The following is a 23,067-nucleotide window of genomic DNA, read 5'->3' as shown; positions in this document are numbered from 1 at the left end:
GGGTGGGTCGATCTTCCACCTCCATACTCCTTAATGTCGCGTGTTCTGTGGTTGGTTCCCTGGGATAGTATGATGGTTGAGTGCAAGCGTTTTTTGCGTGTAGTAGATGAGGGCAAGGCAACCTTCACCCGCGTGTGTTGGCGGGTCTTGCAGGCACCTGCTTGGCCCAACTCCACCGACTGACTATCCCCAGAACGGTTCCATAGGTCAGGTGCCCCACCATCGAGACACTCACAAACTCGTTCAACGCCTTGATATGCAACCACCCTGGATAGATCCCTAACATGAACGCCTCGAGCCCTAATGCCCAGAGGATACCATTCCACCACCGACGTGGAGCGAACAGAATGGCGTACGTAACCGCGAAAAAGAGTCCGTTGAGATAGTGATAGAGCAGGCCAATGGTGATAGCAACGTCTGGAGCCAGTGCCTGGCCAGCTATCGCATACCCGAAGAGCGGAAAGATATCGAACGGCCAGAAGGTGTCATGAAAGATGGTCACGATGCACCACCGTGAAAGGTCATATAGGAGCGTCGCCAGCAGACCCGCCACCACTCCTGCCTTGACGCGCCTGATCAACTCGGATCGAGCCTCGGTGGCCAGACTGCGCCAGGTGAACAAGCCCATGCAGACATTCAGGATGCTTGTCACCACCAGCGCCAGCCCAAGAGAGATAGGGATCAAGACGTGGACCAGCAGAGCAATTCCACTGCCAAGCGGCAAGATAGCCAGGAGGAGCCAGCGTCTTTTGAGGGTCATTACTTTGCGCATGCATTTCCTCCTATCGTTGTAGGAATAATACAACCAGACGGTAATCATCATACCATTCTGGGGAACCTAGAGCAAAAGATCGTGAGATCAAGGACCTATCACCATGATGGGAACCAAATTTTACCTGAAAAACCGAGTGTAGCATTGAAAAAAAGAGAATATTCTATTAAGAATCAAAAAAGCATTATATTATTGCATAGTATCAATAAAAATGATATGTTTCAGAAGAAATTTAGCCATATATTTAATTGATCAGATAGCTTTTATTGCCTTTGTATAGTGAGCACAAGTAGATATAGCTGAATAGAGAGCGCAAGAGACAAGATAGGTAAGCTCATTTGATTCACCCATGCGGAGGTTACTATGTCCCTTACCCCTCCCGATATATCAGAGCAACAGGGACCGCCTATTATCTGTGACAGTTGCGGCTCTGCGAATCGTCCTCTGGGGAAGTTCTGTTCCCACTGTGGACACATATTGTCTCACCAGGCGCTTCCCCCACTTCATCCATCTGACCCGCCTGTCTCTCCAGTTGTACCCAGCCAACCCTTAGTTATAGGAACTGGATCACGACCGAGCAAAAATCCGTTCGTAGAACTCTGGTGGATTCGTCTTCCTATCTGGTTTCGCCGCTCTTCGGTTCTTCTCTCTGAGATCTGGCGTGATGGTCACTATCTGTTAACCATCCCATTGGCTGCAACACTCTTACCACTCTTGCTCTTCTTCTTTGGCGTTCTCGAAGGCATAACTCATGGGGGCATCCTGCCCAATCCGTACGCGAGTGGCGAAATGCTCGTGCCTTTTACTCAACTCTTTCCGCTCCTGCTCTTAACGGCGGCAGCCAGTGCCTTCAGCATGAATGTAGGTCTGACCACCGTCCTTGGCTACGCTCTTGGAGATACACTGCATACAGCTTTTGACGTTCATAATCCAGCACTAGCAGAGTGGTACGCCATGCCGCAGGCTGCTGTGCTGAACATCTACGTGCCCCACCTGCTGAGCTATGTGATTTTCGCTCTCCTCGTGGTGATTCCTACATTGTGTGCCAAAGCACTGATGGCCTGGCTGAGCCGGCTGAACCACTCACCTTCTCTGCTAATTGTGGCTGTCGGGGCCTGTATCCAGGGGGGCCTCGTGTATGCCTGGATACAGGCAGCTCCGCTCTTGATTCGCACCTTCTGGGGTTGGGGTTGGTATAGCCTCAATACCACTACAGCGGCCATGTACTATCTGCAAACCCCAGAAATGAGTAAATGGATCATATGGTTCGCGGTCATGGCGTTCGTGTTACGCAATGTCCTGGCATACCGGGCATCTGCAAAGTCATCTTTCAAAGAGCGTGAGGAGCGATTGAGCAGAGGCTTCAAAGAGGCGGATGCGCATCCAGGTGTGCTGAGGCGGCTCCCTTCCTTCCTTCGTGCCCTTGTCTCAGCAGGCGTCACGACGTTAGTTCTGGGCGGTATTCTCACAGATCCGAGAGAAGGTCTGATCTTCTTCCTGTTCTTGTGGTCCCTGCTTATCATGCGAGGCACGATCTTACCTCGCTTTAGCTTTTGGACAAGCTGGACCCAGTTGGTAGCTCGTGTTCCTGTTCTGGTGCGCCTGCTCGCTGCCCTATTGATCATCTATGTGCTTGCCTGGAGTGCGATCAATTTATTTTGGACCCAGGCGAAGCTGTTCGTTGATACGCCGAGCGCGAGCTTTGAGCCTTACCTGCTCACGATAGGAATCTCGATCGCTATCATGGCTCTTCTTCTCCCGCAGACAAAGCAACTGGCGCAGCCAGGAAGAAAGCCAACCAGCTAGGAGAAGGGGAAAGAGCCATGCGACGACTATGCATCCAGTTAGCGACTGGGCTCTGCGGAGGTGTCATACTGTGGCTGCTGACCTCTCCAGCAGTGTACGCCGATAACTGTGGCAGCCTTCGGGATTGTTATGACACGATCGCTGCTGCTGTAAAGGCGGCAATTGGCCTTGGAGTGCTTATCAGTGTACTGCTCAGCCTGGGCGCAATTGCTGGATGGACTCCGAATAAGCAACCACCTAAGACGAAAGAGGGGTGGTGGTCAAAAGCTGGGCGATTTCTATGGGGCGTTGGTGAAGGGTTGCTGCCTTTCGGTCTGGTGGCAGGAGCAACAGCACTGGTATCAGTAATATCACCCGTCGCTGCTGCGGTTGGTGCAGGCGCGCTACTAGCTTCTGTGATTGGTTATACTTATAGTCATGCACCTGGGCCTGGAGTAGGGGACAAGGTAAGAAGCGCATTTAACGCGGTAAATCCTGTTAGCCAAGTCGGAGAGGGTATTATTGGGGCACAGGAGGCATTCAACGAGGGTGATTATCAGGAAGCTGGAAAACAGGTAGCAAACACGGCTTTAGGTGTATTTGGGGTTTTCACGCTAGTGTCGTCGCTGGTGCGAAGAGCGGCCAGTGCATTAGGACTTGGGAAAGGAACAACAGTAGAGCCACCAGCGCCAGCCACACCAGAGGAGCCGTCATCGTCTCTGCCGGAAAAGGAGCTACCGCTACCAACCGAAGGTACTCAAGGAGATCAAATCGTTATAGCAAGATCATTGCTCAGGCGACTTGCAGCAAATGGCGAAGAAGTTATCGTTAATATTGGCGGTGCAGGAGCTCCACATGAGCCTCCAACTGCTATTAATGTAAATCCAAATATAGACGCACCACGTATTGGGATTCCTAATTTTGTTAAGGAAAGAGGAGAAATGATCGGCACTCTATTTGAGGCTGGAACTGTTGATAAAGTTGTAGGTAATAGATTGCTTATTAGCAAACTTGGATTGGATGAGATCGCCCAGGGTGCTTACAAAATCTTGCGCTCAGGTGGAACCTTCGACATGAATTTTTTCCCGAACGAGGATGTTAAACTCATGGCAGAAGCCTTAAAGAGAGCTGGATTTGAAAATGTCAATGTCGAACTTGACCTTGCAGTAACGGCTAGCAAGCCATAAGAGATTATAGGGTGATTGGAAAGAAAGGCTCTTTGCTCCCATGGTCGATCTCACGGCAGGCGAAGCGGGGAAGCAGATAGCTTTTCTTTATCAAGGATCAGTTGATGGTTAGACAATCACTCGGAGATCGCCACCAACCAATCCCCCAGCTGGGTATTGGTGCCTGATAGACGGCCCCCGTTCGGCTAGCCGAATGGAAGTGGCATCTCCTTGATCCCATCCGCTACATGCGAAAAACAAAACCATATGCTTGCTTAGTGAAAGGAAGGGGTAAATTTGGTAATTACATGGCTCATGACCACTTGAGGTACTGGTGATGAGGCCAATTTTCACACTCGGCATCAACCATGACAAGCTGAAGAGCACTTTTTTTAACGTCGTCACTAGTACCAAATCTGTGCATGAGCCATTGAGCTGCCTCATTTACAACAGGAGGGCACTATGGCTCAAAATTTCCCTTTTTGGAATACTTTAAGCGAGGAAGCGCGACAAGCTTACGAGATAGCCGAAAGAATGCTGCAAAACCAAGAAACCATAGGTCAGGCTTCTAAGTTTCTTAATAGAAGGGGGATTTCTTGGCCTGCAGAAAGGTTGGCTAATGGATTAAAAAAAGTTACAGAAGCAATGGAGCAGTATGGCGTTGAATCTCAGCAAACAACTCAAGTAATTACCCATGGTACTGAAGCAGCTACTGAAGCTATGGAAGCTGCGGCTGTGGAAGCTGCAGCAGAACAAGGCATAGTTAGAAGAACTCTCTCTACAATTGGCAGATGGATTTTGAAAAGACTTGGTTTGAGTGAAGGAGTGAGTTTAATGGGAGCAACACTTACTGGTGCTCTTGCTGCAACTGTAGTTCTTGGTCTACTTGCATGGGGTTTATCAAGTTGGTTAGGTTCACTCTCTGGTGGCCATTCTGTTCAGCTGGGTGAGCAGAAAAATAAGTCCCACTACGCTCGTGTAGATGTTCCAGGATGTCAATCGGATGGGCCTTACTTCATCTACGTGCTCGATATTGAGCCTGGTGGCTCCATCTATATCTGTGGGAAGGAAGGTGTGCAGAAGCCTAGTTGTAACTTTGTGGATGGAGGCCCCCCTCCTTGCGCGGGCCAACCTAACGTGGGTGTCCTCGGGACGCTAGGCAAGAGCGAAGGCTATGACACGTACGACCAGGCTGTGGCTGCATACTGTGGGATGCGTACAGAAACCCATCCGGCTTATGGTGGGACGAAGGGCACTGTCAATGGGCAGCTTTACTGGCTCGACAACGCGCCAAAGTGTCCAGGTGATTAGAATGGATGTGTCAGGTTCTGTTGCAAAAAAAACATCTGATAGGATAGAGCCAAAAGCTGAAAAGAAGACGGTTCTGACAATGCAAAACGTGTTCAAATGGCGGCATTTTGAAGCAGAGATCATTTTGCTTTGCGTTCGCTGGTATCTGCGGTATTCGCTCAGTTATCGAGATCTCGAAGAGATCATGCGAGAACGAGGATTGCAAGTGGATCACACCACCATTTACCGCTGGGCCCAGGGTATTGTCAACTTGAGAACGTAGCTGAACACTGTGTTACAATAGCCTCATGAAAATAATGACTACTGCTCCCAATTACAAAGGCTACCGTTTCCCGCCTGAGATTATCAGTCACTGCACCTGGCTGTATTTTCGCTTCTCGCTCAGTTTCCGTGATATTGAAGAGATTATGGCAGAGCGCGGCATCATCCTGACCTATGAAACCATCCGTCAGTGGACGTTGAAATTTGGGCAAACGTATGCCAATGAACTGCGCCGTCACCGTCCTCGTTGTGGCGACAAATGGTACATAGATGAAGTCTATCTGAAGATCAACGGGAAGATGCATTACTTATGGAGAGCGGTGGATCAGGACGGCAACGTTCTGGATATTCTGGTGCAGAGCCGACGCAACAAAAAGGCAGCCAAGAAATTCTTTCGGAAACTCCTGAAAGGACTTCAATACGTGCCACGAGTAATTATTACCGACAAACTAGCCAGCTACGCTGCCGCAAAGAGGGAGATCATGGCAAGTGTGGAGCATCGCCAACACAAGGGCTTAAACAACCAGGCGGAACGCTCACATCAGCCGACCAGGCAACGAGAACGTACGATGCGGCGGTTCAAATCCCCTGGGCAGGCTCAACGGTTTCTCTCCGCGTTTGGACCGATTTTGGATCACTTTCGGCCCAAACGGCATCGCCTCACTGCAGAGGATTACCGTGCTCGCATGCAGGACCGCTTTCTGGCCTAGAACGAGGTGACCAGAGGAAAGGCAGCCATCTAACGGCGAACCATTCTTTCTAATCCTACGCCTCTCTCCTCCCATTTTCTCTTCACTTCAAAAAAAGCTCTTCTATTCTCTCGCCAAGTTGACAATACCCCTCCGAGTAAGAGCAGGCAAGTCACTATGACAAAACTTTTGATGCAAATATGCTCTTCGATTTAAGAGACCTCGCACATTTGGTCGATAACAGCCAGAATGAGTTCTATATTTGGTTGATCCTTAGTAGAGATGCTTAGGGTCGGAAAAGAAACTTCTTCCCTTGTATAGATGCGTATAAACCGCTCAGTTTCTTCAGCGTGGTCTATCTCCTGCCATGATAGGAATCTCTTGCCTTCAGCTGCGCTTCCAGTGATACCTCTTTTGTCTATGCGCGTGGAATCCGTCAGAAACAATTCCTTTCCTGCTCCAAATCCATGCAAGATGCGTGGAAGCTGGGTGTTGGTAATGCCTTCAGAGCAGAATGCGCCGAACTCATCCACGTTCTCTGTAATACGAGATGAGAGGCGAATTGCTGTTCCATCTGTGCAATCGAGGAGACACCGGTAATCAGGCCTAGTGAGGATTCCCCCAAGAAGACGCCCAAGAAGACCGTAATATCTATAAAAGTTTGCAGGCAAACGGTATTCTCGTAGCTCCTGAACCTCTTCCCAGGGATAGCATCTGAACTGTCCATAATGTGAGAGTACAAATCCTCCCTTATGCAGATAAATGCGTCGGCCTACGCCAATGAGCATATCCTTCCACACAAGAAAGAGCAGGAACATAAAAAAGAGAGCAAAGATACCGAAAATGAGAATAAACATAAAAAGAGAAAAAGGATCTCGATAACCATCATACCGCATACTCATAGTAATCTCTGAGAGAAGCATAAAACCTATCAAAGCGACCAGGGGCAATAGTATGATCGTTACGAGGATTGCCCTGGTAACTAACCAAGCAATCCGTGAAGGATATTCCGCCACAAATGCCCCTAGATTGTAGTCAGTTGCCATTTGTTGTATTCGTTGCGGAATGCCAGATGTGGAAGTCTCCATCAACATAATTTCCTTTCATTCTTCAAAAGATCTGTAGGTCAGCTAAGCAGTGATGTACGTGACTTCTCGTGTCTACGGCGCTCGCCTGAGAGTGGGTGTGGAGCACCTCATTGACAGAATTGTGTTTTTTATGTACAGTAATGATTATACAACGTTTTTGGTCATTACATTCCATAAAGGAAGGGTTATTTATTCGCCGAAAACTTGTTGAGCCATAAATCCATCCCTTTTTCTGATGCGTTGATGACTACCATCTGATCTCCGACTCGACCATCCATGAGTCCCTGCTCTTCTTGCTCGATCATCGGTTGTGTTGCAAAGATGACGCCAATGCGATAAGCTTGGGCTTATTTTCTGAAGAGAGGCCCTGTCATGGAAAATGCCAAACTGTTCAAATGGCGTCATGCGCGAAGCGGAGCTCATTTTGCTCTGTGTTCGTTGGTATCTTCGGTATGCTTTAAGCTACCGAGATCTCGAGGAGATGATGCGGGAGCGGGGCCTATCCATCGACCATACGACCATCTATCGCTGGGTTCAGCACTCTGCTCCAGAATTGGAAAAACGCTGTCGGCTTCACCTAAAAGCCTGGAATGATTCGTGGAAAGTCGATGAGACGTACATCAAAGTCAAGAAAGTCTGGATGTACCTCTATCGCGCAGTGGATTCTGAAGGAAATACGCTCGAGTTTCTCCTGAGCCCAACGCGGGATGCCGAGGCTGCCAAAGGCTTCTTCCTCAAAGCCTTGCAACGCACAACGTGTTCTCCCCCTTAAGACCGTTTGCCCCTGGAGCTCATGAAAGATCCCTCGGCAGAGGATGCGGTTCAACCCACCGCTTCTGCTCGTTTTGAGGTCCGCAGAATGATCCCAAGAGTGATCAATGTCGATAAGAACGCAGCCTATCCCAAAGCGATTGCTGGGCTTAAAGCAGCCGGAGTGCTGCCTGAACACGTGGAACTGCGGCAAGTGAAATACCTCAACAATCTGATCGAGCAAGACCACCGGTTCATCAAACGCTTGACCAAGCCAGGAATGGGCTTTTTCTCCTTCGAAACAGCCTGGCGAACCGTACAAGGCTTCGAGGTGATGAATATGCTGAGGAAGGGGCAGGTACAAGGAGTGAACAAAGGCGATGTACAAAGGCAGGCCGCACTAGTCGCCAGACTCTTTGGAGTTGTTGTCTAAGCTGAACAAGGAGAGGCATTCCACGCTCATCTTGTTTCTTCTCATTTCTTGCAACACAACCGTTTCTGCTGCGGTCAAGCCTCGGACTGACCTGCCAATTCGTCCCACCGGGTTGAGAACCGACCAACCCGGTAGGATGTCTCTCAAGACTTCTTGAAAGGCAACTTAATTCCATAACACGAACGATGGTCTCGTAGGGAAGAGTGCTCCCAGCACTGGCCTGGCCTCATCGCTCACCCACACATCAGGGAAGACGTGGCGGAGGGCTTCTATGCTACGATGACCGAAGAGGACTTGCAGGAAGACCAGGGGAGGGAAAGCGCCATTGGCAGCAGAGCCGTAAACGGGGGGCTGCCAGTCTTCCGCGCCTACCAAGCGTCCTTGTTCAAAGACCATGCGCAGGCCAGAGCGATAGAAAGAGAGCTTGATCTCCTGGTTCAGGCCCGCGACAGGCGAAGTTGCCAACCGTCGTTCGAGGACGGGAGCGATATGCAGGAGAAAGGCCGGAAGATTCTTCACACGGATATACCAGGCGTAAGGCGGCTCTCTGGGACGATCTAATGCCTCGCCCAGCAGTTCGTGAACCGGGTGGGTCGTTCCCAGAGAGAAGCTGATTTCCTGCAAGGCCCCGGTCTCAGGCAGGATGGGTTTGATGCCCAGACCATAAGCGGAGAGCGCACGCAACACAGAGGGCATGGCGCGTTGCATATTCACCCCATCGACCCATTCCAGCAGCCAGACGCCCAGTGCCCTGCCACGGCGATAGGCATCGCATGCCACGAAGCCAACCGTCTCGCCCTTCACATCAACAATCATCTGGAAGGTAAAGGTATGCAAGAGGTCAGGATGCCTCTTCCAGGTTTCGATCTCATAGAGCCAGAGCTTCCGTGTCCGACGTTCTGAGACGATGGAGTGCTTTTGTTGCCGCTCGTAGAGTTCCTCCATGACGGGGATATCGCGGGCGGTCACCTCACGGAGGGCGTAGCGTTCGGGCTCATCATCTTGCGCTTTGGGGATCAGCACCAGGGGAGTGGCGCGCCAGTCTTCCAGTTCGAGTGCATATTCATAGCCGAACTGGCGGTAGAAGTAGGGGACGCCGCTAATGGCCTGGACAAGGTCGCCTTCGGTCTCGCTACGTGCGTGAATCATCTCAAAGAGCGTACGAATGAGACCCTGATGCCGATACGCCGGATGGGTGGCAACTGCTTCAGGCCGACCAACCCCGAAAGGGATCCCCTCGTACGTCCAGGTATGCTTCCACAAACAGGTGGAGGCCACCACCGGGCTGCCTTCCTCGCTCGTGTCCTCAATGATGCCGAAATCCCGTGGCCCCATCAGGGGATAGTCTCCGTTCATCAATCTCCGAATGTGCCTGAGATAGTGGGCGTTGGGTGGAGCGTCAGCTCGCTCACGATGAACGAGCGCGTGCAGGGTCGCGATGCGTTCGGTATCTTCGGCAGTTGACCAGTGGAGCACCAGTCCATCGCCTAAATCACGACGAAAAGAGCTACTGTGAGCGGTGTGCATAGGATTCTCCTTTTTGCTGCGTGTAGGTTGATGAGACAACAAGTGCCTCGTAGCGTGCAACAACATGCGAAGGATATGACGAGGCCGTGAAGGGCGGAAGGTATTGCATCTCATGTGCATGCGAGGTGCGGGAACGTGATCCGAAAGCCAGGAAGACCCCTTATCTGCAAATGGACACAATGATCCTCTGGGCCAAGCTGGAAGTGGGTTTATGGTGATGGGAAGGAAGAGAGAACATGACCAGAGAGAGGCGTGGTGCAGTATGAGGTGATAGCTGCATAGTTCTTCTGCCTTTCTTGATCATAGAGTGCCGTGCCCCACGATGGAGCTGTAGTAGAAGCATCTCCGTGATTCTACGAGATAAGGTCAGGGGCTGTCAAGTCGAGGCAGAACAGCTCGAACGTGAACCTGCATGAGTGACGAATCATGAGGTCTTTTTCTGTTTGGAGGCGGACCCTGCTATGACCAGCTATGTGGTGGCGTTACCCTCAGGCCAGTGCTGGGATCTCTCGTGGTTGGATCAGCAGCGCGAACAGGGGATTCTGGCCTGGCACGAGCCTGTGCGCCAGCCTCGTTACGCTGGATGGCGCGTGCTGCGACGCGAGGATCAGACGGCGGGGGAAGTGCAAGGCGTGGTGAGGGAGTTGGCTATGGCGGGGACCTATGAAGTGCGTGTGCAGCAGACAGAGGTGCAGTTGATTGGGATCAATGACCGAACAGAGGTCACGCGCTATTCGCCAGCCGAGGGGGAAGAGGTCGCGCTGTCATTTGCGCTGGAGCCGGGGGAGTCGCTGCTTTTGTGGTGTCGGAGACGAGCAGGGGAGCAAGACGCGGTGGTGACGGCCCTGTTCTTTATGGCGCGTGCTGAGAGCGTGGCCAGGAGAAGGAGGCTCGCGCTCTGCGGAACCTTGGTGTGTCCAGGCGGTACACCGCATGTGCTCTGCCGGTGCAGAGTGTGTAAGCCAGAGAAGGGGACAAGCGGGGATGGCGGAGCCGAGAGCTGTAAGCAAGGACGTGCGGGAAATCATGCCTGCACGTCCTTGCGTTTGCTCCCCTCGAGGATTGGCTGTATCGAGGACCTCTCCTAGCAGCTTGTCGGAGAGAAGTGGGAGCGTGCCTCTTCTCCTTTTCTTAGAGCATACCTGACAGCAAACCTATGCTGTAAGCATAGAAAGAGCGTTGGAAACATGCTGAAAGCAAAGTATAATCGGAGCGAGGGACAGGAACATTGATACTCCCTCAAGCACGTTCGGCTCACGAGGGAGAGCTTTATGCCTGGTTTCTTTGCTCATGCACCTCTCCGACATTTCCAAGGCGATTTCTGGAAATTTTGGAGCGGACAGACCATTTCTACGCTTGGCAGCTCAGTGACGAGCTTCGCATTGCCCTTGCTCGTTTTCAAATTGACCAACTCGCCTCTGAATCTTGCGCTGACGATGGTTTTTACTGTCCTGCCATATCTCCTCTTCGGATTAGCAATCGGTGCCTGGGTGGATCGCACCAATCGCAGGTGCGTCATGGTTGGCACTGATTGTGCCCGTGCGTTGGTGATTGCTTCGATTCCTCTCCTGGCGGTCCTGGGCCTGTCGTCGGTCTGGTGGATTTACATTGTCTCATTCGTCAATGCAACGTTGACCATTGGTTTCACTGCCGCCAACTTTGCTGCTCTTCCCAGTCTTGTTGAGCCGGATGACCTAATCGCGGCGAATGGGTCTATTCAGGCTAGCTTCTCCATAGCCAGCATTATCGGGCCGCTTGTGGCAGGGCTCTTGCTCGTGCATGTTCCACTGCCCCTATTACTCTTGATTGATGCTGCCTCGTTTCTCGTCTCTGCTGCCTCGCTCTTGCTCATCAAGAGGAGCTTTAATGCCAGCGAGCAGAAAGGAGAGGCAGGAATCGGCAATGCGATCCTTGAAGGACTGCACTACGTGTTGCGCTCCCCGATAGTGTTCTGGCTCACGCTCCTGCTGCTCCTTTTCAACTTCATCCTGCCAACGGCTGATGTCCAAATCGTGTGGTACGCGAAACACTGGCTGCGGGCGAGCGATACGCAATTAGGGTTGCTGTATGCGAGCGACGGGATCGGTGTGGTGGTGTTTTCCCTGCTGACGAACCGCTTGCGCAAGCGCTGGTCGTTTGGTGTCGTCGCGTTAGGATCGATGATGGTCCTGGGGTGCTCACCTCACTCATGGCATTCACTCACTGGTATCCATCTGTCCTTGTGATCTGGGCCTTGCGCGGCGGGACAGACGTACTTTTTCTGATCAGTACCTACAGCATGACCCAACGTATCGTTCCCAACGCGTTGCTTGGGCGCGTCATCACCTTCATCAGAGTCTTGACCTGGCCAACCGGCGCGCTGGGTGCGCTGCTCGGCGGCCTGGCACTTGCACAGACTGGGAATGTGGGCTTGGTCTACGGATGTGTTGGTTTGCTGGTCTTTCTCGTTGCGTTCGCCTTTTGGTTGACACCGCTTGGTCACGCAGAGCGCTACGTGCCAGAGGCGAAAGCGCCCCAAGGTGATTGATTGGCCGGGCCCCATTTTTGTGGAGACTGGAGAACATGAGTAGAACATTTAAAAAGGTGGACTACGACCAGGCGCTCGATCTGACGGTGCGGCTGGGCGACTGTCTGCCACCCGACCATTTGGCCCGCTTCGTGGTAGACAGCGTGGCCCAACTTGATCTCTCGGCTCTCTATGCCCGCTATGGGTCGCGCGGTGGGGAACCCTACGGGTATTGTCAAGTTGATTAGAGTAGTCACAAACAGGCTGAACGGTATGATAGAATGTTCTCATGAAAAAGAACAGCCCCGTTTCTCCATACAAAGGATACCGTTTTCCGCCCATCATTATCAGCCATTGTGTCTGGCTCTATTTCCGGTTTTCTCTCAGTTTCCGCGATATCGAGGAACTCATGGGAGAACGTGGGGTGCTTCTATCGTATGAAACCATCAGACAGTGGTGCATGAAATTTGGTCAAGCTTATGCTCATGAGCTCAAACGGCGACGTGCTCGATCTGGAGACAAATGGCACTTGGATGAGGTGTTTCTGACCATCAATGGGAAACGATCCTATCTGTGGAGAGCTGTCGATCAAGATGGCGACGTGCTTGATATTCTCGTGCAAAGCAGGCGCAACAAAAAAGCAGCGAAAAAGTTTTTTCGCAAGCTGCTCAAGGGCCTCGAGTACATTCCACGTGTCATCATCACCGACAAACTAGCGAGTTATGCAGCAGCGAAGAAAGAGACGATGCCTAGCGTCGAGCATCGTCAGCACAAAGGCCTCAACAATCGAGCGGAACGTTCGTACCAACCGACGAGGCAGCGTGAACGGACCATGCGTCGTTTCAAATCCCCCGGTCATGCGCAGCGGTTTCTCTCCGCCTTTGGTCCCATCTCTGATCATTTTCGGCCCAAACGCCACAGTCTGAACGCCTCAGCGTATCGAGCCCTCATGCAAGAGCGATTTGAGGTCTGGAACGGGGTTACCAATGGAAAGAACATTGTATAACCAGGTCATTTCCCCAGCCATCTCTGTTCTTTTCCTTCTCAAGAAGCTTGGTTTGAGCAATATGGTCCTCTTCGAGCAGTAAGTTGACAATACCGCTGTTTTCCCGCTGGTTACCTCATTCCAAACCTGGAAGCGATTCTGCATGAGGACTCGATACGCTGAGGCGTTCAGACTGTGGCGTTTGGGCCGAAAATGATCGGAGATCGGACCAAACGCAGAGAGGAAGCATTGCGCATGGCCAGGGGATTTGAAGCGTCGCATGGTGCGCTCTCGTTGCCTGGTTGGTTGGTACGAACGTTCCGCACAATTGTTCAAGCCCTTATGCTGGCGGTGCTCGACACTGTGCATGATGTCCCTCTTGGCGGCGGCGTAACTAGCGAGTTTGTCGGTAATGATAACCCGCGGCACGTAGTGCAAGCCTTTGAGCAATTTACGAAAGAACTTTTTGGCAGCATGCTTGTTGCGCCGGCTTTGGACGAGGATATCAAGCACATTGCCATCCTGATCAACCGCCCGCCACAGGTAGTGGGTTTTCCCGTTGATTTTGAGGAAGACCTCATCTAAATGCCACTTGTCTCCTCGCTTTCCATGACGGCGTTTCAGTTCATTGGCATAGGTTTGCCCAAACTTCTGGCACCACTGGCGCACTGTTTTATAGGTTACGACGATCCCTCGCTGGGCCAAAAGTTCCTCAACATCACGATAATTGAGTGAGAAGCGGAAATACAACCACACCGCGTGGCTGATAATCTCAGAAGGGAAACGGAACCCTTTGTAGTCGGGAGCAGTGGTGTTTGTTTTCATGCTCGCACTCTGTCACAAGATTTGTTTTCTGGTCAAGCCAATAGCCAAGTTGACAGTATCAAGACATCGGTACAAGCAACCTCCTCGCAAGAGACCGCAATATCCTCAGCATTCGATTTCCATGATGAGCTTCTGTGTTCTCAGTTCTGACAGAACCCATTGTTCTCTTCCTCCTATGTGAGGAGTGCTAAAACCGTTTTCTGCCTCGATTCTATCCCATGTTCCCTTTTCTAGAAGTCTCTTCCTGCTGAGATAGACACGAAGTCGCTACCCAGTTAAGATGACGATGACGCAACATCATACACTTCTCAATAGAGCCATTACCTAATAAACCCATCATTCACCAAACTTATGCTAGTTGCCACGGAGACGCAACAAGACGTTATCTGAGACCGGTGAGCCAGATCTCTCGCCTCCTGCCCTGTTGTTAGATGAGGAATTGACCATCTTTACAGAAGAGTTCATCGTCAACATGGATTTCGCTGCCCTGGCGCAAGTCACAGACCATATCCCAATGCAGGGCCGATTGGTTGCTGCCACCAGCCTCAGGGAAACCGGCACCCAATGCGAGGTGAATAGTACCACCCATCTTCTCGTCGAAGAGAATGTTTTTGGTACAGCGATCAATATTGTGGTTATTGCCGAAGGCAAATTCACCCAGGCGACGAGCACCTTCGTCCAGCGCCAAAATTTTGTCAAGGTAGTCCTGCCCTTGTGTCGCTGTAGCTTCGATGACCTTGCCGTCTACAAAGCGCAGGCGCACATCTTCAACTGAGCGACCACCGAACGTGGCAGGGAAACTGAAGCGGATGTAACCGTTAGCGGAGTTCTCGATTGGGCTGGTGAAGAATTCACCACCAGGAAGGTTCTTCAGGCCATGATCGCTGATGAACGTGCGACCATCAATGGAAAGCGTCAGATCAGTATCCTGGCCGCGCACATGGATTGTATGCTTTCCCTTGAGCCATTGAACAAAACGTTCTTGCTGAGCGGCAAGTTCTTGCCAGCGCGCGACTGGATCTTCATCATCCAGGAAGCAGGCACGGTACACGAAGTCCTCGAAATCGCTCAGAGACATATTCGCATCCTGAGCGTAAGCATTCGTGGGGAACATGGCAATGGACCAGTTGAGTTCTCCCTCTGCGGAGCGCTGCGTTTGTGCCTTGTTCAATTCGGTCATGGACTGCTGTGATACGGCCATACGGGCAGGATCAACACTGCTCAGACTTCTGGTGTTTTCTGCGGAGAAAAACATGAGGAGCGCTTCGTATTGCTCGAAGGCCATGCGTCGTGCAGAGGGGATAAAAAGGAGTTGCTCGTTGCTCCCTTCTTGCAGCAAGATCTCCCTGATGCCAGGCAGATCGATCATTGGTTCAGGGTGTGCTCCTGCTCGTATGGCTTCACGATAGACTTCACGAATGATCGGGGCGGCCACAGGACCAGCGATGATAGCCAGGCGGTCTCCCTTTTCAACCTGCAGCGAATAGGTCACAAGTAGGCGTGCCATGCGCTGTAAACGAATATCAACCATAAATACGCTCCTTTGTCTATGCTCCATCGATAATACCTGCCTTCAAAGGCAAGTTTTGCTAAGAGCCAGTTTGAAAAGGGGCAACCAGTCAGGTGAGATAGACTTGGGATATGAAAGCAAACCAAATGTATCCCACAGATCTGACGGATGCCCAATGGTATTGTATCAAAGCGTTGATCCCAGCAGCCAAGCCGGGAGGAAGACCCAGAACCCTACCATGCGAGCCGTCGTCAACGCGATCCTCTACGTGGTTGTGACAGGATGCTAGTGCGCGTATGCTACCCAAAGAGTATCCCGCTTGGCAAAGCGTGTATGTGTACTTTCGCGCGTTTCGTCGCGATGGGACGTGGCTGCGAATTCATGAGACACTGCGTGCTCAGGTTCGTCGACGAGTTGGTCGTCACAAGCATCCACCCGCAGGTGCCCTGGACAGTCAAAGCGTGAAAACGACACAGGGGCCTGGTATCCGTGGCTATGACGCAGGCAAACACGTCAAGGGTCGCAAGCGTCATATCCTGGTCGATACGTTGGGCTTGCTCATGGCCGTTGTGGTCACGGCAGCCTCAATGTCCGACGCCGCAGGAGCCAAACTGCTGCTCAAGCCCCTGGGTGGGGCGTGCAAAAAGCTCCGGCGCATCTGGGTCGATGGTGGCTATCGCGGCCATCTGCTCGAATGGGTGATGCTGCATTTTCACTTTCTTCTCCAGCCCGTGCTACGTAGCGATGATCAGAAAGGCTTTGTTGTCCTGCCCAGGCGATGGGTGGTGCAACGAACCTTTGCCTGGATCACCCAATGTCGTCGCTTGAGTAAGGACTATGAAACGCTGACAGAAAGCAGCGAAGCTATGATCTACATTGCCATGACTCGCTTGATGATCCGACGCTTGGCAAGAAAATGACCTTTACAAACAAGTTCTAATACTACAGCTCCACTTAAAACGTGGGGTGGCTCCACACGCTCACTGCCACGTTACAAGCCTTCTACAAAGAAGAAGCCTACGAGGCCACTTCGTAACATACATACCTCGCTAAGTGGGGCTGTAGTACTAAGCAGGATCTTTTGGGAAAGGGGGCGCAACGCGGAAGTCCTCTTGCGCCCCCTTTCAGGCCAAGGTGGAAGAAGCTCTTTGTTCTTCCACCTCGCGAACATTGCTCTTCTTACGCAGAGGAATGGGAGCAGGGATCGGCCCTGGCGCTCCTCGCCGCCATTTTCCGCACTCTTTTATTTTATGCACTCGTTGGCACCATCGGCGGCTGGACCTTGCAGTGTCCTCCGCGTTACTGTCGTGCGTCGCTCGGCTTATCGAACAGGTTGGAGATCAGCAGTGCGATGACAAGCAGTGCCAGGCCAATGAAGCCGCTTCTAACATATCCACTGCACCAGACCTGTTCCAATCCCTTAAGCGAAGGTGCAAGTAAATCAGGAGTGCAAAACAGCCTTTTCGTCGACGGCTGATCGTCTCTGTTTTCTTTCAATACAGGAGCAAGTAAATCAGCAATCGAAATCTTTGCCTGTTTTCGCGAAAAGCGTCCCTTTCGCTTGACAGAAGAAAGGCTCCTTTGCAGCGTAGTCATAACCACAATTCCCTCAGCAAAGGAGTCCCTGGCTATGATACCTGTTTCTCATCTTTTTGACCAGACGATTCTCACCGCCCTTCTCGATCATGATCCAGTGGTCCAAGACTATCGCCAGTTTTTTGCTTTGCTCGACTGGTCCCTCGTTGAGCAATGGGAGCGTCAGTGTTCCTCGCATCGGCGTCCGCCTCTTCATCCCGAAACGGCCTACATCGAAGCCTTCCTTGTTCGCATTCGTGAAGGTCTCATCTACTCGACACAACTGAGGCACATTCTGCTCAAGCACCCGCTTCTCATCATGGAGCTGGGTTTCCATCTCGAGCTTGATCCTCTGGCTCCCTACGACTTTGATGCGCACAAGGCGCTTCCCTCTCGTTACTGGTTTGGCGAAAAACTGCGCACCCTCGATGCGTCGCTCCTGCAACAGCTCCTTCAGGCAACGGTGAAGGCATTACAGGCGCAAATCCCCGGCCTGGGCGAAACGGTCGCCTTTGATGTGAAGCACATTTACTCCTGGGTGAAAGAGAATAACCTGCATGCCTACATCACTGAACGCTTTGACAAGCAGCAGGTGCTTGCCGGTGATCCTGATTGCAGGCTTGGCGTCAAGCGCAGCACCAATCAGGAACAGACTGACGGCACCACCAAAGAAAAAAAAGGAGCTGCTCTGGGGCTACGGGTCTGGCGTGGCCGCTATCACCATCCCCGACTACGGCGATGTGGTCCTGACTGAATACACTCAACCCTTTAACGAAGGTGATGTGACCTCCTTTCGCCCCCTCTACCAGCGTGCTGCACTTGCGTTACAAGCCTTCCCCACCCATGTCACCGCCGATGCGGCCTTTGATGCCTGGTATGTCTACGATGCGGCTGCTCGTCATGGGGGTATTGCTACCATTTCTAAGAATGGACATGATTATCCTGAAATGCAACGTGATCCTGACGAGACTCCTCGATGTGCCAAAGGCTTGCGCATGATACCTCGCTTTGGATTTCAGCATACCAACGGCTATCGTGCTCAGCGTTTTGGCTGTTCCCTCCTCCTTCCCACCCTAACTGGAGAGGCCTGTGAACGGCTCTCATCCAATCATGGACAGGGTAGCCACAAAGATCCCAACTGGGAAGCTGGTGGAGGTATGTGTGTGCTCTTAGATCGCTGCAGCCCGCTCTATAAGGCTATCTATACCCAACGCACGAGCTGCGAACACATCAACAGTCAGGCCAAAGAATTGGGCATCGAACGTCCCCGCGTCCACAATCGTCGCTCCGTTGCCAATCTCAATACGCTCATTTATGTGATTATTAATGTACGTGCTTTCAGTCGAACTATTTCTATCAATAAGGGACTTCTACCTATGATTTAGTTACACCCCTCTAACTCGGGAGCAAGAGCATTTAGATGCCGGAGTTTCCGCGAGGCTTGAGAAGTCCTTTGAGAGAGTAATTCGCGGGAACCTCTCTTTTCGTGTGCTTTTTGAGGGTAGAAACCGGGCTATTTTTGGTTGGAAAAGTGCTGAGCTAGCTTGTAGCGCCTAGCGGGAACTTGAGCTCAGAACTCTCAGAGTATCTGGTTCTCGCGCAATATGTCATGGTGTATCATGCACGTTCGCCAGTTGATGGCGAACCTCTCAACCTTCACTGTTTTTGTTACAATCTGCATAAGGAACTGCGCGACATCCAATAGTGCTCTTAGCAGTATACATCGTTCTTCTTGCTGTGGGCAAGCGTGTTGTATCGCATTCTCCATAGGGAGAAAGGCATGACATGTATCCCGGTGCAGTCTGATCAAAGGTGGTTCCAAAATCTGTATATAAAAGCAACATGTAAACTTATTCCCAGAGTATCCGCCTGCTACGACGAGAGCTCGTCCTGTGCTTCCTCCCATGCATGGCTCAATCAGGCATCAAGCATTCGGAGCCTCAGAAGATGGTCCCGCTTACGAAAAATCGCCTGGCTTCTCAGGGCGTCTTCTCGTCCTTGCGCTGGCAGGTATTGTCAACTTATCTGTAAAAAAGGGAATATTGATGAGCTGTAAGGAAGAGAGCCCCAGAAGAACAATGAGAGGTGAGGAAGTCTGTGTGGTTATGCAATCCGCTTGACTCCAATTACCTCATTCCAGGTCTGAAATCGGTCCTGCAAAAGAGCATGGTACTCCCCTGCACACAAACGATGTCTTCGTGGTTGGAAATGTCCAGTGATGGGTCCAAAGGCCGAAAGAAAGCGTTGCGCGTGTTTGGCTGATTTGAAGCGCCGCATGTTCTTCTCTCGTCGTCGCGTCGGTTGATGGGAGTTTTCCGCTCGATTGGCAGAAGCCTTTGTGTTGCCGATGCTCCACGCCAGGCAGGATCTCGCGTTTGGCTGCTCCATAGCTCTTCAATGTATCGGGAATGATCACGCGCGGGACGTAGTGCAACCCTTTGAGGAGCTTGCGAAAGAACGTTTTGGCCGCCTGCTTGTTGCCTCGGCTCTGCACCAGGATGTCCAGCACGTTGCCGTACTGATCAACAGCTCTCCACACATAATGGGTTTTGCCATTGATTTTCAGGTACACCTCGTCCATATGCCATGTGTCTCCCGTTTTCGGACGGCGACGGCGCAGTGCGTTGGCGTAGGTCTGCCCAAACTTCAAGCGCCACTGCCGCACGGTTTCAAAGCTCACGACGATGCCGCGCTGTTCCAGAAGCTCTTCCACATCGCGAAAACTGAGGGAGAAGCGGAAAGAGAGCCACACAGCGTGACTGATGATTTCAGGTGGGAAGCGAAAGCCTTTGTCGCTTGGAGCAGGGGTGTTTGTTTTCATGCAGCTCTTCTCGCACATTGTTCAGCTACTTTCCCAAGTTGACAATACCTTATCCCGTGCTGGTTGCCTACCAAGAGTCCCTGGCTCAACCGCATTGAGCCCAAATGGGTTCATGGCAAACGCGCCACTGTTGAACCGGCTCGGCTGCTGATGGCAAGCGAGCTCAAGCAGCGCGTCTGCGATTCCTTTGCGTGCGAGTTGCTTGAATTGCTTCTACAGCAGGTCTCTTGACCCAATGCTAGCTCCCGACAGCTATGATGCTCTGCCAGGAAGCGCCAGACCAACTCACCTCCAGGGAGTAACAACCAGCAGTGGAGAAAACGGGGAAGAGCCCCCATTCCGACCAGCCGGGACCTGATGAGCCATGTGGAATGTCTGGTACGCCGGGTACGGAGCCGACATCCCCTGTATCTGTGAGCGGGTTCAGGATCAGCGTCTGAGTGGCTGCTCTGGGGGAGTCTGGCCATCGGTCCACCAGGCCAGTGTTTTCGTCTGTCTATCTCGCAGGCGCAACGTGACCGGCAGAGAAGTGTTTGGACCGACTTCAACGACCCATTTCGTCATTGGCCATCTCTGATCAGGGCCAAACTGGCTCAGGTGGAGAACATTCTGATAGAAGCCGTCATAGATCCAGAACGCTCCACCCCCGACTAAACGCACATTGGTATTGGAGCCCAGGCTGTCGAGGTGCTGCTGCTGCGGTGGGGGCTTGGTGGTGCAATCCTGGGAGGCGGAGCCAGAGGTGTCGTCACCGGCGCGAGGCTCGTGATTATTGTTGAGGTTAGCTGTGGAATGCTCGCGGGTGCGGTGGCAGTGATGTGTGGACTTCCCGATGCCTCCGTTGAAGTGGCGTTTGGAATGCCCGTGTTGGGGGAAGAGCAACTTATGAACAGCAGTGCGATCAGCAAGCAAGCCCAACATGTTGAAAAGAGGGACGAGAGTCCAGCGAGATGAGGATATGGACGTCGGAAACACATCTATTTCTCCTTCTTTCTTTGGTCAAAGCAAGGCTTTCTTACCCAGATTACCAGCTTTTCCTGAAAGAGATCTGAACGTTTGGCTGTGTTGCAAAAAGAAAGCTGATCTGTCAGAATGGTGGGAAAAAGAACACAAGAGCGTCTACCATGGCAGAACAGCAGCCCTTCAAATGGCGTCACTTTGAGGCGGAGATTATTTTGCTTTGCGTCCGCTGGTATTTACGATACGCGTTAAGCTATCGGGATCTGGAGGAGATGATGCGGGAGCGGGGTCTCCAGGTGGACCACACCACGATCTATCGGTGGGTGCAGCGCTACGCTCCCGAACTGGAGAAGCGCTGTCGGCCTCATCTCAAATCCAGCAATGATTCCTGGCGGGTAGATGAGACGTATGTGAAGGTCAAAGGTATTTGGATGTACCTGTACCGCGCGGTGGATTCTCAGGGAAAGACGCTGGAGTTCCATCTGAGTGTTACCCGCGATGCACCAGCCGCCAAGAGCTTTTTCGCGAAAGCGCTCGGAGCCTCCTATACGGTAACTCCCCGCGTCATCACCGTTGACAAAAACGCGGCCTCTCCCAAAGCCTTCAACGAATTGAAAGCAGCGGGGACCCTTGCAGGTCCTTGTGAACTGCGGCAGAGCAAGTATCTCAACAACCTGATTGAACAAGATCACCGGTTCATCAAACGGCTGGTGAAACCGGGATTGGGCTTCTTTTCTTTTGAAACGGCATGGTATACCTTACAGGGATACGAGAGTATGCATATGATTCGCAAGGGACAGATGCATGGGGTGGAAAAAGGGAACATTCCTGGACAGATTTCCTTCATTGCCAGCCTGTTTGGACTGGTTGCCTAAGCGCAACAAGAAATGAGACTTCACGCCCATTGTCTTCCCTCGTAAATCTTTGCAACACAGCCCAAAGGAGAAGCCAAAGAGGCCGAGCAAAAGCAGTTGTACCAAAAATTGAGAAAGACGACAGAGCAGATGGTGCGGCAGACCACTCGCGTGGTCAAGGCGCTCAGTCAGCAGAGCGAGTCTGAGTCCAAGCGGCTTGTGCAGCAGGCCCAACACATGCTGCCCCTGGTGGAGCGCGTCATGGCGCAAACGCGCAGCCGGGTGCTCGAAGGCAAGAAGGCGCCCTCAGAGCAGAAGGTACTCAGTCTCTTTGAGCCGCACACGCGAGCCATCCTCGCCACAAAGGAGGAGCACTGGTCGAGTTCAGGTCGACATGTCATCCTTGACGCGCGTGGAGGGAGGGATTGTGACCGGCTATGAGATCTTGGAGCATCCTCATGAGCATGGGCAGGCGATCGAGGCGGTAGCGCATCATCAGCAGGTCTTGGGCATCCCCCTCATCTGGTGGCAGGCGATCGGGAGTGCATTCGGCCCAGACGTCGAGCACGTTGCAGGCAGCAGGGGTCAAGCTGGTGGCGATCCGGCAGCCGGCAAAGTGTCTGAGGAACGCCAGGTGCTGGAGCACACCCCCGCTTGGAAGCCTGATTCTTACCCACATTTAGGAAGTGATAGAATCAAGAATGAAGACGCAAGAAGTATGAGACGCCAAGAGTTGGGCCGAGCACACCTTTGGGAACGTCCAATTGCACGATAGCCGCCGAACGAGACGCACCATCCAGGCAGCCAGCAACCTGGCGGAGAACCCTCTGGGTTCGCTGCCTGCTCAAATGCACGACTGGAAAGGGGCAAAAGCCTTGTATCGTTTGCTCAACGAGCCAGACGTGACCTTTGCTGCCTTGATGCAGCCGCATGTTCAACAGACGAGGGAACAAGCTGCATCCTCTGCAGTGATGTTGCTGGTACAAGATACCACCGATATCGATCTGTCGCATCGCCACAAGATCAGTGGGACAGGGCAAATTGGCAATGAACGTGGGCGTGGTTTCGCGCGTGCAAACAGTGCTTGCTGGTGCGTCCCCTACCAAGGAAGTGCTTGGCTGTATGGCTCAAGAACCTTTGTGCGCATTGCAGCACCAAAGGGGAACAACGCCATCACGGCTCAAACGCAAAGAGCGTGAAACCGATGTCTGGATGCGCCAGGTAGGTGCCATTGGGAAGCCTAAGCCAG

The 23,067-nt window shown here is 52.2% G+C and carries 19 protein-coding genes and 6 pseudogenes; 17 read left to right on the top strand and 8 right to left on the bottom strand.

Features of this window, described 5'->3' with window-relative positions:
* Positions 1 to 124: 124 nt before the first annotated feature.
* Complete coding sequence (locus JMJ16_RS49525; protein ID WP_201393724.1) at positions 125 to 772, bottom strand: DUF6789 family protein; 648 nt, start codon at positions 770 to 772, stop codon at positions 125 to 127.
* 363 nt (positions 773 to 1,135) lie between these two features.
* On the opposite strand from JMJ16_RS49525, the gene JMJ16_RS49520 reads away from it, so the two are divergent.
* From JMJ16_RS49520 to JMJ16_RS49500, 5 genes and pseudogenes are all read left to right on the top strand, one after another.
* Positions 1,136 to 2,578, top strand: a complete 1,443-nt coding sequence (locus JMJ16_RS49520; protein WP_201393722.1) for a hypothetical protein — start codon at positions 1,136 to 1,138, stop codon at positions 2,576 to 2,578.
* A gap of 17 nt (positions 2,579 to 2,595) precedes the next feature.
* The gene (locus JMJ16_RS49515; protein ID WP_201393720.1) at positions 2,596 to 3,744 is read left to right on the top strand and encodes a hypothetical protein; all 1,149 of its coding nucleotides are present in this window, start codon (positions 2,596 to 2,598) and stop codon (positions 3,742 to 3,744) included.
* Positions 3,745 to 4,185: 441 nt separating this feature from the next.
* Positions 4,186 to 5,034: a hypothetical protein gene (locus JMJ16_RS49510; RefSeq protein ID WP_201393718.1), complete on the top strand. Its 849-nt coding sequence runs from the start codon at positions 4,186 to 4,188 to the stop codon at positions 5,032 to 5,034.
* A 73-nt stretch (positions 5,035 to 5,107) separates the two neighbouring features.
* Positions 5,108 to 5,304, top strand: a pseudogene (locus tag JMJ16_RS49505) (IS6 family transposase); the annotation flags it as partial.
* 17 nt (positions 5,305 to 5,321) lie between these two features.
* Positions 5,322 to 6,005 carry an IS6 family transposase gene (locus JMJ16_RS49500; protein WP_374229187.1) on the top strand — a complete coding sequence of 228 codons (684 nt, stop codon included), beginning with the start codon at positions 5,322 to 5,324 and terminating at the stop codon, positions 6,003 to 6,005.
* Positions 6,006 to 6,196: 191 nt separating this feature from the next.
* Here JMJ16_RS49500 and JMJ16_RS49495 read toward each other — a convergent pair whose 3' ends face one another.
* On the bottom strand, positions 6,197 to 7,072 hold the full coding sequence (locus JMJ16_RS49495; RefSeq protein ID WP_201393697.1) for a DUF6585 family protein: 876 nt from the start codon (positions 7,070 to 7,072) through the stop codon (positions 6,197 to 6,199).
* A gap of 372 nt (positions 7,073 to 7,444) precedes the next feature.
* On the opposite strand from JMJ16_RS49495, the pseudogene JMJ16_RS49490 reads away from it, so the two are divergent.
* Positions 7,445 to 8,255 (top strand): annotated as a pseudogene (locus tag JMJ16_RS49490) (IS6 family transposase).
* 165 nt (positions 8,256 to 8,420) lie between these two features.
* On the opposite strand, the gene JMJ16_RS49485 reads toward JMJ16_RS49490, so the two are convergent.
* Entirely contained in the window at positions 8,421 to 9,782 is a 1,362-nt protein-coding gene (locus tag JMJ16_RS49485) for a GNAT family N-acetyltransferase (protein WP_201393695.1), read from the bottom strand.
* A gap of 461 nt (positions 9,783 to 10,243) precedes the next feature.
* Between JMJ16_RS49485 and JMJ16_RS49480 the strand changes: the two genes are divergently transcribed.
* The 5 genes from JMJ16_RS49480 (at position 10,244) to JMJ16_RS49460 (ending at position 13,294) form a co-directional block, all read left to right on the top strand.
* Positions 10,244 to 10,870 (top strand): hypothetical protein, encoded by a 627-nt coding sequence (locus JMJ16_RS49480; RefSeq protein WP_201393693.1) that lies wholly within the window; start codon positions 10,244 to 10,246, stop codon positions 10,868 to 10,870.
* A gap of 183 nt (positions 10,871 to 11,053) precedes the next feature.
* Positions 11,054 to 12,007 (top strand): MFS transporter, encoded by a 954-nt coding sequence (locus JMJ16_RS49475; RefSeq protein ID WP_201393691.1) that lies wholly within the window; start codon positions 11,054 to 11,056, stop codon positions 12,005 to 12,007.
* Positions 11,971 to 12,309: a hypothetical protein gene (locus JMJ16_RS49470; protein WP_201393689.1), complete on the top strand. Its 339-nt coding sequence runs from the start codon at positions 11,971 to 11,973 to the stop codon at positions 12,307 to 12,309. The genes JMJ16_RS49475 and JMJ16_RS49470 overlap by 37 nt, the downstream gene beginning before the upstream one ends.
* 35 nt (positions 12,310 to 12,344) lie before the next feature.
* Positions 12,345 to 12,536 (top strand): hypothetical protein, encoded by a 192-nt coding sequence (locus JMJ16_RS49465; protein WP_201393687.1) that lies wholly within the window; start codon positions 12,345 to 12,347, stop codon positions 12,534 to 12,536.
* Between the two features lie 41 nt (positions 12,537 to 12,577).
* A complete protein-coding gene (locus JMJ16_RS49460) occupies positions 12,578 to 13,294 on the top strand; it encodes an IS6 family transposase (protein ID WP_201393686.1) in 717 nt (238 codons plus the stop codon).
* Positions 13,295 to 13,405: 111 nt separating this feature from the next.
* On the opposite strand, the pseudogene JMJ16_RS49455 reads toward JMJ16_RS49460, so the two are convergent.
* Both JMJ16_RS49455 and JMJ16_RS49450 read right to left on the bottom strand, forming a co-directional pair.
* Positions 13,406 to 14,098: pseudogene (locus JMJ16_RS49455) on the bottom strand (IS6 family transposase); the annotation flags it as partial.
* Positions 14,099 to 14,525: 427 nt separating this feature from the next.
* Positions 14,526 to 15,629, bottom strand: coding sequence for an aminopeptidase (locus JMJ16_RS49450; protein ID WP_201393685.1), 1,104 nt, complete (start codon positions 15,627 to 15,629; stop codon positions 14,526 to 14,528).
* Positions 15,630 to 15,739: 110 nt separating this feature from the next.
* On the opposite strand from JMJ16_RS49450, the pseudogene JMJ16_RS49445 reads away from it, so the two are divergent.
* Positions 15,740 to 16,528, top strand: a pseudogene (locus tag JMJ16_RS49445) (IS5 family transposase).
* Between the two features lie 379 nt (positions 16,529 to 16,907).
* On the opposite strand, the gene JMJ16_RS49440 reads toward JMJ16_RS49445, so the two are convergent.
* Complete coding sequence (locus JMJ16_RS49440; protein ID WP_201393684.1) at positions 16,908 to 17,204, bottom strand: hypothetical protein; 297 nt, start codon at positions 17,202 to 17,204, stop codon at positions 16,908 to 16,910.
* A 34-nt stretch (positions 17,205 to 17,238) separates the two neighbouring features.
* Between JMJ16_RS49440 and JMJ16_RS55470 the strand changes: the two genes are divergently transcribed.
* Together JMJ16_RS55470 and JMJ16_RS55465 are read left to right on the top strand one after the other, a co-directional pair.
* Positions 17,239 to 17,937 carry a hypothetical protein gene (locus JMJ16_RS55470; RefSeq protein ID WP_236602092.1) on the top strand — a complete coding sequence of 233 codons (699 nt, stop codon included), beginning with the start codon at positions 17,239 to 17,241 and terminating at the stop codon, positions 17,935 to 17,937.
* Positions 17,891 to 18,568, top strand: coding sequence for a hypothetical protein (locus tag JMJ16_RS55465; protein WP_236602091.1), 678 nt, complete (start codon positions 17,891 to 17,893; stop codon positions 18,566 to 18,568). Before JMJ16_RS55470 ends, JMJ16_RS55465 begins: the two co-directional genes overlap by 47 nt.
* 718 nt (positions 18,569 to 19,286) lie before the next feature.
* Here the strand turns inward: JMJ16_RS55465 and JMJ16_RS49430 are convergent.
* Both JMJ16_RS49430 and JMJ16_RS49425 read right to left on the bottom strand, forming a co-directional pair.
* A pseudogene (locus JMJ16_RS49430) lies at positions 19,287 to 20,004 on the bottom strand (IS6 family transposase).
* Between the two features lie 429 nt (positions 20,005 to 20,433).
* Positions 20,434 to 20,979 (bottom strand): hypothetical protein, encoded by a 546-nt coding sequence (locus tag JMJ16_RS49425; RefSeq protein WP_201393683.1) that lies wholly within the window; start codon positions 20,977 to 20,979, stop codon positions 20,434 to 20,436.
* 149 nt (positions 20,980 to 21,128) lie between these two features.
* Here JMJ16_RS49425 and JMJ16_RS49420 point away from each other — a divergent pair, with 149 nt between their 5' ends.
* The 3 genes and pseudogenes from JMJ16_RS49420 (at position 21,129) to JMJ16_RS49405 (ending at position 23,017) form a co-directional block, all read left to right on the top strand.
* On the top strand, positions 21,129 to 21,839 hold the full coding sequence (locus tag JMJ16_RS49420; RefSeq protein WP_201393589.1) for an IS6 family transposase: 711 nt from the start codon (positions 21,129 to 21,131) through the stop codon (positions 21,837 to 21,839).
* A 63-nt stretch (positions 21,840 to 21,902) separates the two neighbouring features.
* A pseudogene (locus JMJ16_RS55460) lies at positions 21,903 to 22,479 on the top strand (ISNCY family transposase); the annotation flags it as partial.
* Positions 22,480 to 22,582: 103 nt separating this feature from the next.
* Positions 22,583 to 23,017, top strand: coding sequence for a transposase DNA-binding-containing protein (locus tag JMJ16_RS49405; protein WP_201393680.1), 435 nt, complete (start codon positions 22,583 to 22,585; stop codon positions 23,015 to 23,017).
* The last annotated feature ends 50 nt before the right edge of the window (positions 23,018 to 23,067 follow it).

The organism is Ktedonobacter sp. SOSP1-52, from assembly GCF_016587395.1.
Note: the sequence above shows the minus strand (reverse complement) of the source record. Positions and strands in the feature narration are given on the sequence as shown.

Excerpts from the sequence above, each read along its gene's own strand:
- JMJ16_RS49470 (WP_201393689.1), top strand. The coding sequence starts at position 11,971 with ATGGCATTCACTCACTGGTATCCATCTGTCCTTGTGATCTGGGCCTTG.
- JMJ16_RS49495 (WP_201393697.1), bottom strand. The coding sequence starts at position 7,072 with ATGGAGACTTCCACATCTGGCATTCCGCAACGAATACAACAAATGGCA.
- JMJ16_RS49465 (WP_201393687.1), top strand. The coding sequence starts at position 12,345 with ATGAGTAGAACATTTAAAAAGGTGGACTACGACCAGGCGCTCGATCTG.
- JMJ16_RS49485 (WP_201393695.1), bottom strand. The coding sequence starts at position 9,782 with ATGCACACCGCTCACAGTAGCTCTTTTCGTCGTGATTTAGGCGATGGA.
- JMJ16_RS49515 (WP_201393720.1), top strand. The coding sequence starts at position 2,596 with ATGCGACGACTATGCATCCAGTTAGCGACTGGGCTCTGCGGAGGTGTC.
- JMJ16_RS49510 (WP_201393718.1), top strand. The coding sequence starts at position 4,186 with ATGGCTCAAAATTTCCCTTTTTGGAATACTTTAAGCGAGGAAGCGCGA.
- JMJ16_RS49525 (WP_201393724.1), bottom strand. The coding sequence starts at position 772 with ATGCGCAAAGTAATGACCCTCAAAAGACGCTGGCTCCTCCTGGCTATC.
- JMJ16_RS49475 (WP_201393691.1), top strand. The coding sequence starts at position 11,054 with ATGCCTGGTTTCTTTGCTCATGCACCTCTCCGACATTTCCAAGGCGAT.
- JMJ16_RS49440 (WP_201393684.1), bottom strand. The coding sequence starts at position 17,204 with ATGACTACGCTGCAAAGGAGCCTTTCTTCTGTCAAGCGAAAGGGACGC.
- JMJ16_RS49420 (WP_201393589.1), top strand. The coding sequence starts at position 21,129 with ATGGCAGAACAGCAGCCCTTCAAATGGCGTCACTTTGAGGCGGAGATT.
- JMJ16_RS49480 (WP_201393693.1), top strand. The coding sequence starts at position 10,244 with ATGACCAGCTATGTGGTGGCGTTACCCTCAGGCCAGTGCTGGGATCTC.
- JMJ16_RS49500 (WP_374229187.1), top strand. The coding sequence starts at position 5,322 with ATGAAAATAATGACTACTGCTCCCAATTACAAAGGCTACCGTTTCCCG.
- JMJ16_RS55470 (WP_236602092.1), top strand. The coding sequence starts at position 17,239 with ATGATACCTGTTTCTCATCTTTTTGACCAGACGATTCTCACCGCCCTT.
- JMJ16_RS49460 (WP_201393686.1), top strand. The coding sequence starts at position 12,578 with ATGAAAAAGAACAGCCCCGTTTCTCCATACAAAGGATACCGTTTTCCG.
- JMJ16_RS49520 (WP_201393722.1), top strand. The coding sequence starts at position 1,136 with ATGTCCCTTACCCCTCCCGATATATCAGAGCAACAGGGACCGCCTATT.
- JMJ16_RS49450 (WP_201393685.1), bottom strand. The coding sequence starts at position 15,629 with ATGGTTGATATTCGTTTACAGCGCATGGCACGCCTACTTGTGACCTAT.